General features: G+C 56.2%; 14 protein-coding genes. 7 read left to right on the top strand and 7 right to left on the bottom strand.

Annotated features, from left to right (window positions below; all coding sequences use genetic code 11):
* Positions 1-120: 120 nt before the first annotated feature.
* Complete coding sequence (locus tag G462_RS0102225) at positions 121-1,662, top strand: Re/Si-specific NAD(P)(+) transhydrogenase subunit alpha (protein WP_026957530.1); 1,542 nt, start codon at positions 121-123, stop codon at positions 1,660-1,662.
* 11 nt (positions 1,663-1,673) lie between these two features.
* Positions 1,674-3,047: a Re/Si-specific NAD(P)(+) transhydrogenase subunit beta gene (gene pntB, locus G462_RS0102220; protein ID WP_026957529.1), complete on the top strand. Its 1,374-nt coding sequence runs from the start codon at positions 1,674-1,676 to the stop codon at positions 3,045-3,047.
* A 62-nt stretch (positions 3,048-3,109) separates the two neighbouring features.
* Here pntB and G462_RS23735 read toward each other — a convergent pair whose 3' ends face one another.
* From G462_RS23735 to G462_RS0102205, 3 genes are all read right to left on the bottom strand, one after another.
* The gene (locus G462_RS23735) at positions 3,110-3,991 is read right to left on the bottom strand and encodes a GGDEF domain-containing protein (RefSeq protein WP_051326471.1); all 882 of its coding nucleotides are present in this window, start codon (positions 3,989-3,991) and stop codon (positions 3,110-3,112) included.
* 76 nt (positions 3,992-4,067) lie between these two features.
* The gene (locus G462_RS0102210) at positions 4,068-4,589 is read right to left on the bottom strand and encodes a DUF2058 domain-containing protein (protein ID WP_026957528.1); all 522 of its coding nucleotides are present in this window, start codon (positions 4,587-4,589) and stop codon (positions 4,068-4,070) included.
* 61 nt (positions 4,590-4,650) lie between these two features.
* Positions 4,651-5,205, bottom strand: coding sequence for a RodZ domain-containing protein (locus G462_RS0102205; protein ID WP_026957527.1), 555 nt, complete (start codon positions 5,203-5,205; stop codon positions 4,651-4,653).
* A gap of 209 nt (positions 5,206-5,414) precedes the next feature.
* Here G462_RS0102205 and recG point away from each other — a divergent pair, with 209 nt between their 5' ends.
* Entirely contained in the window at positions 5,415-7,484 is a 2,070-nt protein-coding gene (recG, locus tag G462_RS0102200) for an ATP-dependent DNA helicase RecG (protein WP_026957526.1), read from the top strand.
* 263 nt (positions 7,485-7,747) lie between these two features.
* Positions 7,748-9,130, top strand: coding sequence for a uracil-xanthine permease family protein (locus G462_RS0102195; RefSeq protein ID WP_026957525.1), 1,383 nt, complete (start codon positions 7,748-7,750; stop codon positions 9,128-9,130).
* Between the two features lie 41 nt (positions 9,131-9,171).
* On the opposite strand, the gene G462_RS0102190 is transcribed toward G462_RS0102195, so the two are convergent.
* Positions 9,172-9,594: an Lrp/AsnC family transcriptional regulator gene (locus tag G462_RS0102190; RefSeq protein ID WP_026957524.1), complete on the bottom strand. Its 423-nt coding sequence runs from the start codon at positions 9,592-9,594 to the stop codon at positions 9,172-9,174.
* A 242-nt stretch (positions 9,595-9,836) separates the two neighbouring features.
* Here G462_RS0102190 and yjeH point away from each other — a divergent pair, with 242 nt between their 5' ends.
* Positions 9,837-11,093, top strand: a complete 1,257-nt coding sequence (yjeH, locus tag G462_RS0102185) for an L-methionine/branched-chain amino acid transporter (protein ID WP_026957523.1) — start codon at positions 9,837-9,839, stop codon at positions 11,091-11,093.
* A 5-nt stretch (positions 11,094-11,098) separates the two neighbouring features.
* On the opposite strand, the gene G462_RS0102180 is transcribed toward yjeH, so the two are convergent.
* Complete coding sequence (locus G462_RS0102180; RefSeq protein ID WP_026957522.1) at positions 11,099-11,449, bottom strand: DUF3301 domain-containing protein; 351 nt, start codon at positions 11,447-11,449, stop codon at positions 11,099-11,101.
* 116 nt (positions 11,450-11,565) lie between these two features.
* Positions 11,566-13,065 (bottom strand): glycerol kinase GlpK, encoded by a 1,500-nt coding sequence (glpK, locus tag G462_RS0102175; protein ID WP_026957521.1) that lies wholly within the window; start codon positions 13,063-13,065, stop codon positions 11,566-11,568.
* Positions 13,066-13,226: 161 nt separating this feature from the next.
* Here glpK and G462_RS0102170 point away from each other — a divergent pair, with 161 nt between their 5' ends.
* Positions 13,227-14,009 carry a DeoR/GlpR family transcriptional regulator gene (locus G462_RS0102170; protein ID WP_026957520.1) on the top strand — a complete coding sequence of 261 codons (783 nt, stop codon included), beginning with the start codon at positions 13,227-13,229 and terminating at the stop codon, positions 14,007-14,009.
* On the opposite strand, the gene G462_RS0102165 is transcribed toward G462_RS0102170, so the two are convergent.
* Positions 14,006-14,752 (bottom strand): MBL fold metallo-hydrolase, encoded by a 747-nt coding sequence (locus G462_RS0102165; protein WP_026957519.1) that lies wholly within the window; start codon positions 14,750-14,752, stop codon positions 14,006-14,008. The genes G462_RS0102170 and G462_RS0102165 overlap by 4 nt on opposite strands.
* Before the next feature lie 171 nt (positions 14,753-14,923).
* Here G462_RS0102165 and glpD point away from each other — a divergent pair, with 171 nt between their 5' ends.
* A complete protein-coding gene (gene glpD / locus G462_RS0102160; RefSeq protein WP_035476462.1) occupies positions 14,924-16,426 on the top strand; it encodes a glycerol-3-phosphate dehydrogenase in 1,503 nt (500 codons plus the stop codon).
* Positions 16,427-16,510 lie beyond the last annotated feature (84 nt).

Here is a 16,510-nt window from a genome sequence, read left to right as displayed (position 1 = left end):
GACCTTTAGCTCTGAGTTCTCTTACATAGCCAACACAGGATTAAAAAACCAACAACTTGAGTAGTAATCGCACAATGGAACGCCGTTAAGACAAATACCTACAACTAGCAGGAACAGACTATGCAAATTGGAATACCCAAGGAGAGCGTCGCCAATGAAGCCAGGGTAGCTGCAACCCCCGCAACCGTGGCGCAGTTACAAAAGCTTGGCTTTGACGTAATGGTAGAAACAGGCGCAGGCAGCGCCGCCAATTTTCTGGACGAGGCATATCAAGAGGCCGGTGCAAGCCTTGGTAGCCAGGCACAAACCTTTGCCTCAGACGTTATTTTTAAGATCAACGCACCAAGCAGCGAAGAGCTGGAGCTAACCAGCAGCGGCACCACCATCGCCAGCTTTGCCTGGCCCGCGCAAAACCCCGAGCTGCTCGAGCAGTGTAAGGATAAAGGCATCAACCTGCTCGCCATGGACATGGTGCCGCGGATCTCGCGCGCTCAGTCGCTGGATGCCCGCTCCTCCCTATCGAACGTGGATGGCTACCGCGCGGTTATCGAAGCCGCTAACCACTTTGGTCGCTTCTTTACCGGACAGATCACCGCAGCCGGTAAGGTTCCCCCGGCGAAGGTTTTGATTATCGGTGCCGGTGTTGCCGGCTTGGCCGCCATCGGCGCAGCAGGTAGTTTGGGCGCGATTGTCCGCGCCTTCGATACCCGCCCCGAGGTAAAAGAGCAGATCAACTCCATGGGCGCTGAGTTCTTAGAGCTGGACTACGAAGAGGAAGATACCGGGCCGGGTGACGGCTACGCCAAGGAGATGAGCCAGGCCTTTATCGACGCCGAGATGGCCTTATTCCGCGAACAAGCCAAAGATGTCGATATCATCATCACCACCGCGCTTATCCCCGGGAAGCCAGCGCCGAAGCTGATTCTGGCGGATATGGTGGAGCTGATGAAACCGGGCAGCGTGATTGTCGATTTAGCAGCGGCCACTGGCGGTAACTGCGAACTCACCGATCCCGGCGAGATCGTGGTAAAGCATGACGTGACGTTAATCGGCCTTACCGATCTGTCTAACCGCCTGCCCGCGCAAGCCAGTCAACTTTATGGCACCAACCTGGTCAACTTGTTCAAATTGTTGACCCCTAATAAAGATGGCCAAGTCGATATCGACTTTGACGACGAAGTTATCCGCGGCGTAACGGCGGTTAAAGATGGTGAAATCACCTTCCCGCCACCGCCGATTCAAGTCAGTGCCCAGCCACAAGCGGCCCCCGCTCCAGAGCCCGCCCCCGTGGAAGAGCCGAAACCGGCCAAGCCATGGCTCAAACCCGCCTTGGCTGCCGGTGGTGCTCTGCTGTTTGGTTGGATCGCCCACAACGCCCCCACCGAGTTTTTGCAGTTGTTCAGCATCTTCGTGCTGGCCTGTGTGGTCGGTTACTACGTGGTATGGAACGTGACCCATGCGCTGCATACGCCGCTGATGAGCGTGACCAACGCCATCAGTGGCATCATCGTGCTCGGTGCATTGGTGCAAATGACCACCCAAGCCTCTGGTATCGTGCTGTTCCTCTCGGGAATCGCGATTTTGATTGCCACCATTAACATTGTCGGTGGTTTCACGGTTACCCAACGGATGCTGAAAATGTTCCGTAAAGACGAGCAGTAAGGAGAGCGAACATGTCACAGGGAATTGTAACTGCAGCCTACTTGATCGCTGCTCTGCTATTTATCCTCAGTCTGGCGGGCCTAAGCCGCCAAGACACCGCACAACGCGGCAACATCTTCGGCATCGTGGGTATGGCACTGGCGATCATCGCCACCCTCGCCAGCTCCCAAGTCAGCGGCGGTAGCTGGATCATCACCCTAGCGATGGCCGTCGGTGCCGCCATCGGGGTGCGAGTCGCGCTGCGCGTAGAGATGACCGAGATGCCTGAGCTGGTCGCCATGCTGCACAGCTTTGTCGGGATGGCCGCGGTACTGGTGGGCTTTTCCAGCGCCATCGAGCACGCGCCTATGTCGGGCGCCGCTAAAACCATCCACGACGTGGAAGTGTTCTTGGGTATCTTTATTGGTGCCGTAACCTTCACCGGCTCGATTGTGGCATTCGGTAAGCTACGCGGCGTGATTAAATCGGCTGCAAAAGGCCTGCCCGGTGGCCACCAGCTCAATCTGGCGATGATTATCGTCTCGCTGCTGCTCGGCGCTATCTATATGTCGACGGGCGGAGTTTGGGCGCTAGTGCTGATGACCTTGATTGCCTTTGTGTTTGGCTACAACCTGGTGGCTGCCATTGGTGGTGCCGATATGCCAGTGGTGGTATCGATGCTCAACTCCTACTCGGGTTGGGCAGCGGCGGCCTCGGGCTTTATGCTGAGCAACGAGCTGCTGATTATCACCGGTGCGCTAGTGGGTAGCTCGGGTGCCATCCTCTCCTACATTATGTGTAAGGCGATGAACCGCTCCTTTATCAGCGTGATTTTGGGTGGATTTGGCGCCGAAGGCGGCACAGTGGTGAGCGATGGCGAGCAAGGTGAGCACACCGAGGTGCAAGCAGAAGACGTTGCCGAGATGCTCAAAGCCGCCAACGAGGTGATTATCGCACCGGGCTACGGTATGGCAGTTGCCCAAGCCCAGTATCCGGTGGCCGATATCACCAAGAAGCTGCGCGAGAAAGGCGTGAATGTGCGCTTTGCGATTCACCCGGTGGCAGGGCGCCTGCCCGGCCATATGAACGTACTGCTCGCCGAGGCCAAGGTGCCCTACGACATCGTGTTCGAGATGGATGAGATCAATGACGATTTCAGCGATGCCGACGTGGTATTGGTTATCGGCGCCAACGACACGGTAAACCCAGCAGCCAAAGAGCCCGGTAGTCCGATTGCGGGTATGCCCGTGCTGGAAGTGTGGAACGCCAAGAACGTGGTGGTGTTTAAACGCTCCATGGCCACCGGCTATGCCGGGGTGCAAAATCCGCTGTTCTTCAAAGAGAACACCGACATGCTGTTTGGCGATGCCAAGGCCTCGGTGGATAACATCCTCAAAGCCATCTAGTTCGACAGCTCTAGCCAGTAAAAAGCCGGCGTCAGCCGGCTTTCTTTTGCATGGCCAACCCGCTATTGCAGTGGCAACTCAACCCGGTTACGCCCCTTCGCTTTGGCCTTATACAGCAAATCATCGGCGCGATTGATGGTGTCTTCCCAGCCATCATCCTCAAGCCGCGAGAAATCGCCACCGAGACTGGTGGTCACGCGAATTAACTGCCCTTGATGGCGCACCGCCATGCCCTCCGTCACCTCTCGCAGCTTCTCTGCAAAAGTGTTCAGACCCGCATCGTCGATGTTGGTTGCAAGTAAGATGAACTCTTCCCCCCCCCAGCGGGCAAACACATCGCTCTGACGTATCGAGTGGCTGATTTCGTCCACAAAGCCCTTAAGGATGGCATCACCGGCGTTATGGCCATAGGTATCGTTTATCGATTTGAAGTTATCCAGATCGAGCAGCAGCACCGCAAACGGCATACCGCCACGCTTCATCTTATGAAACTCCAGATTGGCCGCTTCTGAAAAGGCCCGCCGCGACAGTGCACCGGTCATTGAATCGGTGGTGGCCAACAGTTTAAGTTTCTCTTTTTGCTGGTTATTGCTGCGGATCCATAAGCGAATACCGAACAGCAGCACCACAAAACCGATGACTTGGAACAGGTCTTCAAACAGCGATACGACAAAGTCAGGCTGCTGATAGACCTCATCGAGCACGTCCACACTCAGGGAAATTAGCAATAATAAGAACGCAATCCGTAGCAAGTTGAGGGTGCGGCGGGTGAGGTTGAGCTGAGACAAATTCAACAAGATAAACAACACCACCAGGCTAATGCAGCCTTCGGCCAGAATACTGGCAACATCGAACTCCAAGTGAACAGGAAACAGGGAGTAATGAAGCACACCGATGGAAACCAGTACCAACAAGTAGAATGCGCTGTATTTATTCAGTAACACGAGAGCTCCGGATAGTTCGCGTAAAACTTGCTTTCATTCTGGCACAAAAAAGCCGACCCAAGGTCGGCTCAGTGAATTACCACATCAAATCATCTGGGATCTGATAATCTGCGTAAGGGTCATCTTCATCCACCTGCTCACTGGCAGGGTCGTACAGCACCACAATCGCTTCTGGCGCGCGTTGGGCAATCTTCTCGGCCACCACTTTCGCCAGTACAAAGTACTTACCTTCTGATACTGCAATGGCCAAACGACCATCGATCACATCTTGGCGATGCTTGGCGTTAAGATCGAGGTTCTTCACTACGCTATCGTGGGTAAAGTTGTAGGTGATATCACCACCACTGATGTCGATGGCATTGCTGGTGATCAACTGCTTCACCTGCGCGGCAATGGCCTTGTCTTGGGCTTCCTGGTTACGCTGCTGGTTGAGCGCCTGATCGCGCTGCAACTGTTCTTCGCGCTGAGCCTGAGTGGCGGCTTGCACTTCACGGCGCATAGTGCGGCCCTTTTTCGCTTGCTTCTTGGCCTTTTGCGCCTTCTTCTGGCTAACCAGGCCAGCCTTCATCATTTGTTCTTGCAGTGACAACTTTGCCATGTGATCCCCCTAAATCGAATGGGCTAATGATACGTGAAGCCAACAGCGGGGTGAATAGTTGTCATTGACCTTCCGCTTCGCCGAAGCGTAACGAAACCGCGCTATCTTGGGGGTAGCCACTTAGGTCGATGGCCTCACCCGCCACGGTGAGCTCAATCTCGTTGAGCTCAGAGAAAAACAGCTGCACGGGGTGGCGCACCTGCCATTGGCGCAGATCGCCCATACCCAGCCAGCCGTCAAACACCACCTCTTGCTTGGCGTCGATAATCATCAGCTTGGCGCGGTCATCCGCTGCTACTTCAATATTGGTCAGCTCACCGGGTAGCGGGGCCTGCTCTTTTGCCACCTGATAAAAGGTGATGGTGGAACTTTGCCAGTCTACCGGCAGGTTAATGCTAGGGGGATACACCACCACCGGTGGATAGGGCCGCCCACCAGGGCGATTGGGCCGACCCGGACGCTCGATCGGCTGTTCTGGGCGTGGGATCTCGATGGGATGTTCCGGTCTGGGGCGCTCAATGGGCTGCTCAATCTGCGGCCCCGAGGAGGCCATTGCTACACAACTCAGTAATGCGCTACTGAACAGGCCAAGGCGGATAAAACAGTCTGATTTCATAGATCCTCCACATCGTCGATCTTCGCTGATCCTAGCAAAATCCATGCACTATACCCGAACAATCTCAAGATGCAGGATTCAGAGGTTGTGCGGGTATAAAGAGCCAAAATCCTGACGATGAATCGCGCAACCACGCTATAAATTGCTGAAAACTCATATATACTGCCGATACCTGTGTAAATTTACAGTGGCTATTAGCAGCAAGCGACGTGGACCCGAATAAGCTCGACATCACCACCTTAAAAGGCGTGGGCGCAAAACTGGCGGAGCGCCTACACAAACTCGACATCCATAGCGTCGGGGACCTGCTGCTACACCTCCCTATGCGCTACGAGGATCGCACTCGGCTCTGGCCGATTGGCGACCTACTCAATGGCCTGCATGTCAGCGTGCAGGGCGAGATCAACAAGGTCGATGTGCTACAAGGGCGCAAGCGCATGCTAGTCTGCCGGATTAGCGATGCCAGCGGTGCCATTACCCTGCGTTTCTTCCACTTCAGTAATGCCCAGCGCCAGGCCATGCAAAACGGCCTGATGATGCGCTGTTTTGGCGAGGTCAAACGCGGCAACCACGGCTGGGAGATGATCCACCCGGAATACCAGATCAGCCAAGCGGGCCAACCGGTGCAGGTGGAAGAGCAACTCACCCCGGTCTACCCCACCACCGAAGGGTTAAAGCAGTTGAGCCTGCGCAAGCTTAGCGAGCAGGCACTGGATATGCTGCGCCGCTACCCAATGAAAGAGCTGATCCCTGAGCCGCTTCGCCCCCATCGCCTCGTCCTCAGTGAGGCGCTCAGTGAACTACATCGCCCGAATGCAGCCACCGAACACGCCAGCTTTGAGCTGGGCCAACACCCAGCTCAGCAGCGACTGGTCATCGAAGAGTTGGCCGCCCATCAGCTGAGTATGCTCAAGCTGCGGCAAAGCCAGCATCAGCTGCCCGCGCAAGCGCTGCCGCCCTGCCCCAAGCTCACCCAAGCCTTACTGGCCAGCCTGCCGTTTGAGCCCACCAAGGCACAGCAGCGGGTGGTGGCAGAGATAGAACAAGATCTGCAACAGCCCCATGCGATGATGCGATTGGTACAGGGCGATGTGGGCAGCGGAAAAACATTAGTAGCGGTATTGGCGGCCCTGCAAGCGCTGGGTAATCAGCTGCAGGTGGCGTTAATGGCCCCCACCGAGATCTTGGCCGAGCAACATGCCGCGAACTTCCGCCAATGGCTGGAGCCCTTAGGCATCGGCGTTGAGTGGCTAGCGGGCAAGCAAAAAGCCAGCGAGCGAAAACTGGCGCTGGAGCGCATTGCCAGTGGTGAAGCCCAGATGGTAGTCGGCACCCATGCCATCTTCCAAGACCAAGTGAGCTTTGCCAGGCTGGCACTGGTAATCATCGATGAGCAGCACCGCTTTGGCGTCCACCAGCGCATGGCCTTGCGCGATAAAGGGGTCGACCACAGCCTGCCGCATCAACTGATCATGACTGCCACGCCGATCCCGCGCACCTTGGCGATGACCGCCTATGCCGACTTATCGCTGTCGATAATCGATGAGCTGCCGCCCGGGCGCACGCCAATCACCACCGTTGCGCTGCCCGATACCCGTCGCGATCAGGTTGTTGAGCGAGTTCGCCAGGCCTGCGTCAACGACAAGCGCCAGGTCTACTGGGTTTGTACCCTGATTGAGGAATCAGAGGTTCTGCAATGCCAGGCCGCCGAGGATACCGCCGACGAGCTGCAAAAACGCCTGCCAGAGCTACGCATCGGCTTGGTACACGGGCGAATGAAGGCCCAAGAAAAGCAATGGGTGATGGAGCAGTTCAAACAAGGCGAGCTAGACCTACTGGTGGCTACCACGGTGATCGAAGTTGGGGTGGATGTCCCTAATGCCAGCCTGATGATTATCGAAAACCCCGAGCGGCTGGGGCTGGCGCAGCTGCATCAGCTACGCGGACGAGTCGGCCGGGGCAAGGTCGAAAGCCATTGCGTATTGCTCTACCACAGCCCACTCAGCAAAACTGCCCAGCAGCGACTGGCAGCGCTGCGTGAGAGCACTGATGGCTTTGTGATTGCCCAGCGCGACTTGGAGATCCGCGGCCCCGGCGAGGTATTAGGCACCAAACAAACCGGTGTGGCGGAGTTTAAGGTAGCCGATCTGCTACGCGACCAACAGCTACTGCCAGAGGCGCAGAATCTGGCTCGCCAGCTCCTGCAGCAGCATCCTGAAACCGTTGAGCCGCTTATCCAGCGTTGGCTGGGCAACAAGCAGCAGTTCGCTCAGGCCTAAGTTGCCGGTTGATAATCTCGCGCTCAATAACCGTGCGTAGCCGCACAGTTACTGCGCAGGCTGCTGCCCTGCGCTAGCCAGCCCACCCCGCAACAGCATCGCTACATTACGATCACACCTGCACCACAACGCGTTTTCGAGTATTTCACAGTCAGAACTTGAATAATTGGTCAGGTTTTTGCTCACCCCTACTAGATTGAGGCGGGGATACCTTCCCTGCCGCCTTGCCGAGCAAGGCCAGCAGTCTAAACAAGGAGGTTACATTGAGCGAGCACCCACACGGCGACACAGAGCTGGTGTACCAGCTAGAGGATCGTCCCCAACCGGCAGTTGCCCTTTATGCGGGCTTACAGCATGTACTCGCCAGCTTCGTTGGCATTATCACGCCGACATTGATCATCGGCGGTGTGCTAGGTCTGGGCGACTACTTACCTTACCTGATCAGCATGGCGCTAATGGTATCTGGCGTTGGTACCTTTATTCAGGCGCGTAGGTTTGGCCCGGTTGGCGCCGGCATGATCTGCGTGCAGGGCACCAGCTTTGCGTTCTTAAGTACCATCTTGGCCGCAGGCTTGCTGGTAAAAGGCAACGGCGGTACTCCTGAGCAAGTAATGGCGATGCTGTTTGGCCTGTGTCTGGTTGGCGCGTTGGTAGAGATTGTCATCTCCCAGTTTATTGGCAAGCTACGACGGGTGATCACCCCGCTGGTGACCGGTGTGGTGGTGACCACCATCGGCGTGTCGCTGATCAAGGTCGGCATGACCGATCTGGCGGGCGGCTTCAACTCGCCAACCTTGGGCCATTGGCAAAACCTGCTGGTCGGCGGCACCGTGTTAATCACCGTTATTGCCTTTAACCGCTCCAAGCACCCGATGTTGCGCATCTCGTCTATTTTGATTGGCATCCTGACCGGCTACCTACTGGCCAGCGCCATGGGCATGGTCAGCCTTGAAGGCAAGCTGAACCAGCCGCTGATTAGCGTGCCGATTCCCTTTCGCTTCGGCTTTGACTTCGATTGGGGTTTGTTTGTGCCGGTGGCACTGATTTACGCCATCACCGCTATCGAGACTGCTGGCGACATTACCGCGAACTGCATGGTCACCAAACAGCCCGTTGAAGGGGAGAGCTATCTGCAGCGGGTGAAGCGTGGCATCTTAGGTGATGGCATCAACTCGATGCTGGCTGCGGTGTTTACCACCTTTCCCAACACCACCTTTAGTCAGAACAACAGCGTGATTCAAATAACCGGCATCGCCAGTCGCTATATTGGCTACTACATTGCGCTGATTCTGGTGTTGCTGGGGCTATTTCCCATCGTTGGTGCGCTGCTATCGACCATTCCCAAGCCAGTGATTGGCGGTGCTACACTGGTGATGTTTGGCACCGTCGCAGCGGCGGGGATCAAGATCATTGCTCAGGAGCGTTTGGACAGGCACAAACTGATGATTATGGCGGTGTCGTTTGGTACGGGCTTGGGGGTCATGATGGTGCCGGAAGTGCTCAAGCAAGCGCCCGCCATTGTGCAGAGTATCTTCAGCTCGCCAGTAACCACCAGTGGGATCACCGCCGTGGTGATGACGCTACTGTTTACGCCAGCACCAGCTAAGCAAGAACGCGCGGCGATGGCTCAGGCGGAAGCCAACTAAGTCAAAGCTTTAATGATCGCGAGGGCGGGCCTAAGCTCGCCTTAGTCGCGTCGCCAGATATCGCGCAACACCATGTGGGTGCGTACCATCACCATCTTTTCCATCTGCTCGAGAATGATCCGAATTTCATCGAGCCGGGCCATGCTCTCAACTTCCACATAGAGGATCATATCCACCTGCCCGCTAATTGCGCAGCAGCGTTTTACCTCGGGGATGGCACGGATCTGCTCGGCATAGGCATCGCAGTTATGCTCGCGGTAGTGCAGCTCCAGATAGGCACATAAGGTGGCGGCAGTACTGCCGAGGCGGGCATGGTAGCCTTGGATAATGCCTTGCTCTTCCAAGTGCTTAAGTCGATCGGCAGTGGCCGAACGCGATAGATTAATCTGACGGGCAAGCTCGCTCACCGACTGGCGCGCGTCTTCAACCAGTAAGCTAATGATTTGCCGATCAAATTTGTCCATCTCAAGTCCTTCCTTCACACTCTATGCACGAGTGTACTGGTTATTTGCGATTAGGCAAAATCGCTACACTCGCTGCAAAATCTCAATGGGCGCGCAGCCCAAGCCAACCCGCCGTGAATTCGTCGCTGGCTTCCGTGAATTTCACGGGGAAATCCGCCACTCTCACTCGTGCTCACCCCCCAGCGTTAGCAGTAGACTGTGGCCCTAACTCCCGCCTTTAGCTGTTATTAAGGACGATCAGCATGGACCGACTCAACCGCCAACTCGGCATCCCACAGGGGATTGCCTTGCTCACCACCTCCCTGTTGGGGACCGGGGTGTTCATTATTCCGGCCATCGTCGCCAGCATCGCTGGTGAATACTCACTTACCTCATGGCTATTGTTGGTGCTGTGTGTGCTACCTATCGCGTTTAGCTTTGCCGCGCTGGGCAAGCGCTACCCCCATGCGGGTGGGCCAGCACACTTGGCCGCCAAGGCCTTTGGTAAGAAGGCGGAACGCTTAACCGCGATCTTGTTTCTCACAGTACTACCAGTTGGCCTGCCTGCGGCGCTGGGTATCGCCAGTGGTTTCTGGCAGTCGCTGTTCGAGCTGCAATCCTGGCAGGTTCTGCTTATTCAGTTGGGCTCTCTGGCGTTGATGCTGCTTTTAGGCCTTTCCGGCGCCAAGAAAGTTGGCCAGATCCAGGCGGTGATCGCGATTGCGATTGTCTCCGCCGTGGTGGTGCTTCTCGGCCTTGAACCACCTAGCCTGGCCCTGTGGTCGCCACCGGCCAATAGCGCGATTATCGACGGCCAAGTGGCCTCGGCGCTAGGTGTGATGTTTTGGTGCTTTGTTGGGATTGAGGCCTTCACTCACCTAGGTGAAGAGTTCAAACGCCCGGAACGCGACTTCCCCATCGCCCTTATTTGCGGCGTGTTGTTGGCAGGCGGCGTGTACTACGCGGCGTCAGTCTTGGTGCTGCACCATCACAGCTATGGAGATGAGTTGGCCAACAGCCAATCCTTGCCGACCATCTTTGCCGCGCTGTTGGGTGAAAAAGGCCTTTGGGTGGCCGCCGTAATTGGCTATCTGGCTTGCTTTGCCAGTATCAACATCTACGTGCAAGGCTTTGCCCGCTTGATTTGGAGCCTCAGTGACGAACATAGCCACAGCCATCCATTGGCCAAGCTTACCAGCAACAAAGTGCCCGGCCGAGCCCTGTTGGTCGTGGTGGGCGCGTCGATGCTTAGCGCCACGGTTACCCAATGGTGGTCACTACCGATAGAGCAACTGATCCGCTATGCCAACGGCAACTTTGTGGTGGTGTATCTGATTAGCATGGCGGCGGGCGTAGTGCTACTAAACGGCCTGTGGCGGGTAGTTGCAGCGATCAGCACCGCGCTGTGTGCTCTGGTGCTGCTGGCGCTCGGGATGGATGCCAGCTATGCCCTTAGCCTTAGTGTGCTGGTGCTACTGGCCCAAAAAGTACGAGCGCGTCAGCTTAGCCTGCAGCACTAACAGCCCTAGCCACAACAGCTGCGTCGCTTACTCTCCGGCGCATGCTGCCACTCCGGTTCCGGGAAGACCGGCCAATCAATCCCAAGCAAGGTTTGACCGTGCAGGGTCATAGTGGCTTGCAGCCGGTTAACCCCATCGGTGCTGAACTCAAACAGGTAGCTACCGCACCAGCTCAAGCCGCTGTTGCCACCAAAGGCGGGGCGAGCACGCTGCAGTGCAACCGCGAGTAGCTGCAGGTTTTGGCTGTTGCAGGCACGCTTGGCGTGGCGCTCACTCGCCTCGGCCATCTGCCGCAGCTGCCAAAACCACAGCCCGACAAACACCAACACCATTAACAGCACTACATCACCCAACATCGCCTATTCCTTTCTAACTGTCTCAACAAAGCCGGCTCGCAAAAAAGCCGGACTCAGTCCGGCTTTTAAGCATACCTTGCATGCTCTTCTCACGGGAGTTCCCACACGAGGCTGCGCTACTCTTCCCAGGCAAGACTGCGCTCAACGGCGCGTTTCCAGCCTTTATACAGCCGTTCGCGGTGCGACTCTTCGATCTTTGGCAGATAACTGCGATCGATGGCTGCCTTGTCGGCCAGCTCGGCGGTATCTTTCCAATAACCCACCGCCAGACCTGCTAGGAAAGCAGCGCCCTGTGCGGTGGATTCAATCAGGCTTGGTCGCACCACCTCATCGCCAGTGATATCCGCTTGGAATTGCAGCAGGAAATCATTAGCGACTGCGCCACCATCCACTCGCAGGGTTTTAAGGGGAATCCCGGCATCGGCCTGCATCGCGTCCAGTAGATCACGGCTTTGGTAGGCGATCGACTCCAGTGCAGCGCGAATAATGTGGTTGCGGTTAGCACCACGGGTAAGGCCGACCATGGTGCCACGTGCATAGGGGTCCCAATATGGCGCGCCCAGGCCGACAAAGGCCGGCACCAGATACACCCCATTCGTATCGCTAACCTTCTCAGCAAAATATTGGGTATCGCTGGCATCGCGGATCAACCCCAGCTCATCGCGCAGCCATTGAATGGTCGCACCGCCCATAAACACCGCGCCCTCCAAGGCATAATTCACCTTGCCATTCAGGCCAAAGGCAATGGTGGTGAGCAGGCCGTGTTGCGAGCGTACTGGCTTATCGCCAGTGTTCATCAACAAAAAACAGCCGGTACCGTAGGTATTCTTGGCCATGCCTTGATTGAAACACTGCTGGCCGAATAGCGCCGCTTGCTGGTCACCAGCGATCCCGGCAATCGGGATCCGAGTACCGCCTTTACCGCCGATGTTGGTTTGGCCATAAACTTCGCTACATTCGCGAACCTCCGGCAGCATGCTGCGCGGCACGCCAAACAAGTCCAGTAGCTTGTCATCCCACTCCAGGGTATTGATGTTAAACAGCATGGTGCGCGAGGCATTACTCATATCGGTGACATGCACCCGCCCATTAGTGAGCTTCCAAACCAGCCAGCTATCGACCGTACCGAATAGCAGCTCCCCGGCATCGGCTTTCTCCCGCGCCCCCGGTACGTTTTCCAGGATCCACTTCAGTTTGGAGCCCGAGAAGTAGGCATCCAGCACCAAGCCGGTGTTGTCGCGAATATAGTCTTCCCAGCCTTGCTCGCGCAATTGCTCACAGATCTCGGTGGTGCGTCGACACTGCCAGACGATAGCGTTGCATACCGGCATGCCGGTGTTCTTGTCCCACACAATGGTGGTTTCGCGTTGGTTGGTGATACCAATCGCAGCAATCTGATCGCTACGAATACCGCTCTTTGCCAACACCGCGGTCAAGGATGCGCTTTGACTGGCCCAGATCTCCATAGCGTCGTGCTCCACCCAGCCCGGTTTGGGATAGTACTGGGGAAATTCTTGCTGAGAGCTGGCAACAATTTCGGCTTGATGGTTGAATATGATGGCACGCGAGCTAGTTGTGCCTTGATCGAGCGCGACTACATACTGTTCGTGACTCATTGATGTTCCTTGCATAACGTCTTGAGCGCATTATGCTCGATTTCGCTCAAAGCACGCAGTTCGCTTTCGAAATAGTTGATCATGATCAAACTTTACTGACTCAAGATTATTAAAGTAGTCACACCAACAAGGCCTATTCGCCGCAGAGACAGGATGCCACTTTGAAACAAGCGCTACGCCACCAGCAGATTATTGAGCAACTTCGCCAGCATGGCTTTCGCAGCACCGAAGACTTGGTCGCCCAGCTCCAGGTCAGCCCGCAAACCATCCGTCGCGATCTCAATCAGCTGGCCGACCAGCAGCAGATCCTGCGCCACCACGGCGGAGCATCCTTGCGTAGCAGCAGCGTGACCAACGACAGCTATCAAGCCCGCAAGAACTTCGCGGCTGATGCCAAACAGCAGATCGCCAGCCTGATCGCCGAGCAGATCCCCGATGGTGCCTCGCTATTCCTCGATATCGGCACCACCAGCGAGGCCATCGCCCAAGCATTGCTGGAACACAACGACCTGCGCGTGGTCACCAACAACCTGCATGTTGCTGCGTTAATGATGGGCAAGGCGGACTGTCAGGTGATTGTGGCCGGTGGCGAGGTGCGCAATAAAGATGGTGGGATCGTCGGCGAAGCCACCATCGATCTGATTAAGCAGTTCCGCCTCGACTACGGGATCATCACCGTTAGTGGCGTGGACAACGATGGCTCACTGCTGGATTTTGACTACCACGAGGTGAGGGTGACACAGGCGATTATCGACAGCTCGCGCGAGGTGTGGCTGGCCGCCGATCATCATAAGTTTGGCCGCAATGCGATGGTCAATATTGGCTCGATCAGTCAGGTCGACCGGCTGTTCACCGACCAAGCCCCGCAATCTGAGTTGCGCGAATGCTTAACACTCAACGAGGTACGCCTGCATTGCGCTGGGGAAGCGCAACTAGAACGCTAAGCGCTAAACTGACGCCGCAGCATCTGCTTGGCCAAACGATAATACGATGACGGCCGCTCAGGGCTGTTGATGATCAACTCGCTCAGCTGCGCTCGGCTGAGCGCCCCTCCCTCACCGTGTGCCAGCAAAAACTCCCCAATCTCTAATTGCATCAGGCGCGTCAGGCTTTGTCGATAGCGAGCAGGATAGTGCACCGGAAACGGCGCAACCAGCTTATCCTTGATGCGAATAATACTGTCCGCCACATAGATGGCGCGTGATTGCGAGTGATAGACGCTCAGGTCGCGATCGGTGTGACCGGGGGTATGCAGGGCCTGCCAGTCTTCGAATCCGGGAATCGGCTGGCCATCGTCCAAGTGGCCATCGGCTTTAAGGTAGGGCGAGTAAAACAGGTTCTGCCAACACTTGCCCTGACGGCGCGCCACAAAGTAAGCAAGCAGCATATCGCACAGATATCGCCCTAGCCCCCAAGCCCCCCGATACCAGGCGTGGCTGTGCTGCCAGGTGAGTATTTGGCAGCCATAGCGCCGCCGCAGCAGTGCCGCACCGCCCGCGTGATCGGGATGCATATGGGTGACCACCACCGCTTTGATATCTTGTGGCTGCATCGCCAACTGTCCACGCACGTAGGCTTCCACCACCGCCACATCGGCGCGGCACAGGCCATCTAACAGCAGCAGTTTATCTGGGTACTGAACCAGATAGATATTTTGAATATGCCCCGCTATGCGATGAAGCTGCATCTCCAACCCTTATGTTAATGCCTTGTTACAGCCTAGAGCCTGAGCTCTAGTTAAACAAGTGTTTCATTTCTAACCGCGCAAATGTGAACTTTTCTATGGATCATGCGCGTAATACGAACTATATTCTTCGCAAACGATCATAAACGCGCATTTGCACTCAAGGAGAAGGGCGTGAGCAAGCAGTTATTTGATTTGTTGATCATCGGTGGTGGGATCAACGGCGCGGGTATCGCCGCCGACGCGGCCGGTCGCGGACTAAAGGTTGCCCTATTCGAGCAAAACGATTTCGCTAGCGCCACCTCATCGGCCAGCTCTAAGCTTATCCATGGCGGGCTGCGCTACCTTGAGCACTACGAATTTCGTTTGGTGCGAGAAGCGCTGCAAGAGCGCGAAACCCTGCTGAGCAAGGCACCGCACTTGGTCGAGCCAATGCGCTTTCGTCTGCCCCATCGCCCTCACCTGCGCCCGTGGTGGATGATTCGCAGCGGCTTGTTCCTCTACGACAACCTTGCCAAGCGCGGCCAGCTGGAAGGCTGTCAGGGCCTGCGCTTTGGCCCAAGTAGCCCACTCAAGCCGAACATTACCCGTGGCTTTGAATACTCCGACTGTTGGGTCGATGATGCGCGCATGGTAGTGGCCAATATCCAGCAAGCCGCCGAAAAAGGCGCATTGGTGGGCAACTACCAGCAAGTGGTCAGTGCCCGTCGCGAAGCCGGTGTGTGGCAGGTGGAAGTCAAAGACCGTCGCAGCGGCGAGAGCAAGCATTACCAGAGCAGGGGCTTGGTGAACGCGGCGGGCCCGTGGGTGCAGAGCTTTATCGAATCGACCATCCGCGAACTGCCGCCGCGTACCATTCGCTTGGTGAAGGGCAGCCACATTGTGGTACCGAAGATCCACGATGAGCGCCAAGCCTATATCCTGCAAAATGCCGATAAGCGGATTGTGTTCGCCATTCCTTATCAGCAGGACTACACCCTAATTGGCACCACCGACGTGGAATACCAAGACGACCCATCCAAGGTGGCGATCAGCAATGATGAAGTGAGCTACCTGTGCGACATCGTCAACCAGCACTTTAAACAGTCAATTAGCCCAAGCGATGTGGTACATAGCTTCTCTGGGGTACGCCCACTTTGTCAGGATGAAAGTAGTGACCCCTCCGCGGTCACCCGTGACTACACCCTGGAGCTGTCGCCTGAGGTGGATGGCGCCCCGCTGTTATCGGTATTCGGCGGCAAGCTGACCACTTATCGCAAGCTGGCAGAAGCCGCGCTAAAAATGCTGCAAGCCAGTTTTCCCGAAATGGGCCCGGAATGGACTGCCAGCCATACTCTGCCGGGTGGCGATATCACAGGCACCCGCGATGAGTACATACGCGCAAGTGCCCAACATCATAACCAGCAACCTTCAGACATACTGGAGCGCTGGATTAAACACTATGGCAGCCGCGCTGAGTTGCTACTTAGCCAAGCAAAAGGTCAGCACTTTGGCGGCAGCTTGTACCAAAGTGAGGTCGATTACCTGATTGACAACGAATGGGCAGTCAGCGCCGAGGACATTCTTTGGCGGCGCACCAAGCAAGGCCTTTACTTAAACGAACAGCAGGTTTCGCAGCTGGAAGACTACCTGCAGGGTAAGCTTGGAGCGGCGTCATCACTGGAGCGGGCCAGCTAACCAGTCATTGCTGAGTGTTTACTCCTTGTGTGCGCTAAATCTATGATAATAAAATGGATGTTAATTAGTGCTCAGTGACAAGGA

This window comes from Aliagarivorans taiwanensis DSM 22990, from assembly GCF_000429505.1.
Lineage (GTDB): Bacteria > Pseudomonadota > Gammaproteobacteria > Enterobacterales > Celerinatantimonadaceae > Aliagarivorans > Aliagarivorans taiwanensis.
Note: the sequence above shows the minus strand (reverse complement) of the source record. Positions and strands in the feature narration are given on the sequence as shown.

Bases quoted from the DNA above. Each gene is read 5' to 3' on its own strand.
- G462_RS0102225 (WP_026957530.1), top strand. From the start codon at position 121: ATGCAAATTGGAATACCCAAGGAGAGCGTCGCCAATGAAGCCAGGGTA.
- pntB (WP_026957529.1), top strand. From the start codon at position 1,674: ATGTCACAGGGAATTGTAACTGCAGCCTACTTGATCGCTGCTCTGCTA.
- G462_RS0102210 (WP_026957528.1), bottom strand. From the start codon at position 4,589: ATGGCAAAGTTGTCACTGCAAGAACAAATGATGAAGGCTGGCCTGGTT.
- G462_RS0102205 (WP_026957527.1), bottom strand. From the start codon at position 5,205: ATGAAATCAGACTGTTTTATCCGCCTTGGCCTGTTCAGTAGCGCATTA.
- G462_RS0102190 (WP_026957524.1), bottom strand. From the start codon at position 9,594: ATGGACAAATTTGATCGGCAAATCATTAGCTTACTGGTTGAAGACGCG.
- yjeH (WP_026957523.1), top strand. From the start codon at position 9,837: ATGGACCGACTCAACCGCCAACTCGGCATCCCACAGGGGATTGCCTTG.
- G462_RS0102180 (WP_026957522.1), bottom strand. From the start codon at position 11,449: ATGTTGGGTGATGTAGTGCTGTTAATGGTGTTGGTGTTTGTCGGGCTG.
- glpK (WP_026957521.1), bottom strand. From the start codon at position 13,065: ATGAGTCACGAACAGTATGTAGTCGCGCTCGATCAAGGCACAACTAGC.
- G462_RS0102165 (WP_026957519.1), bottom strand. From the start codon at position 14,752: ATGCAGCTTCATCGCATAGCGGGGCATATTCAAAATATCTATCTGGTT.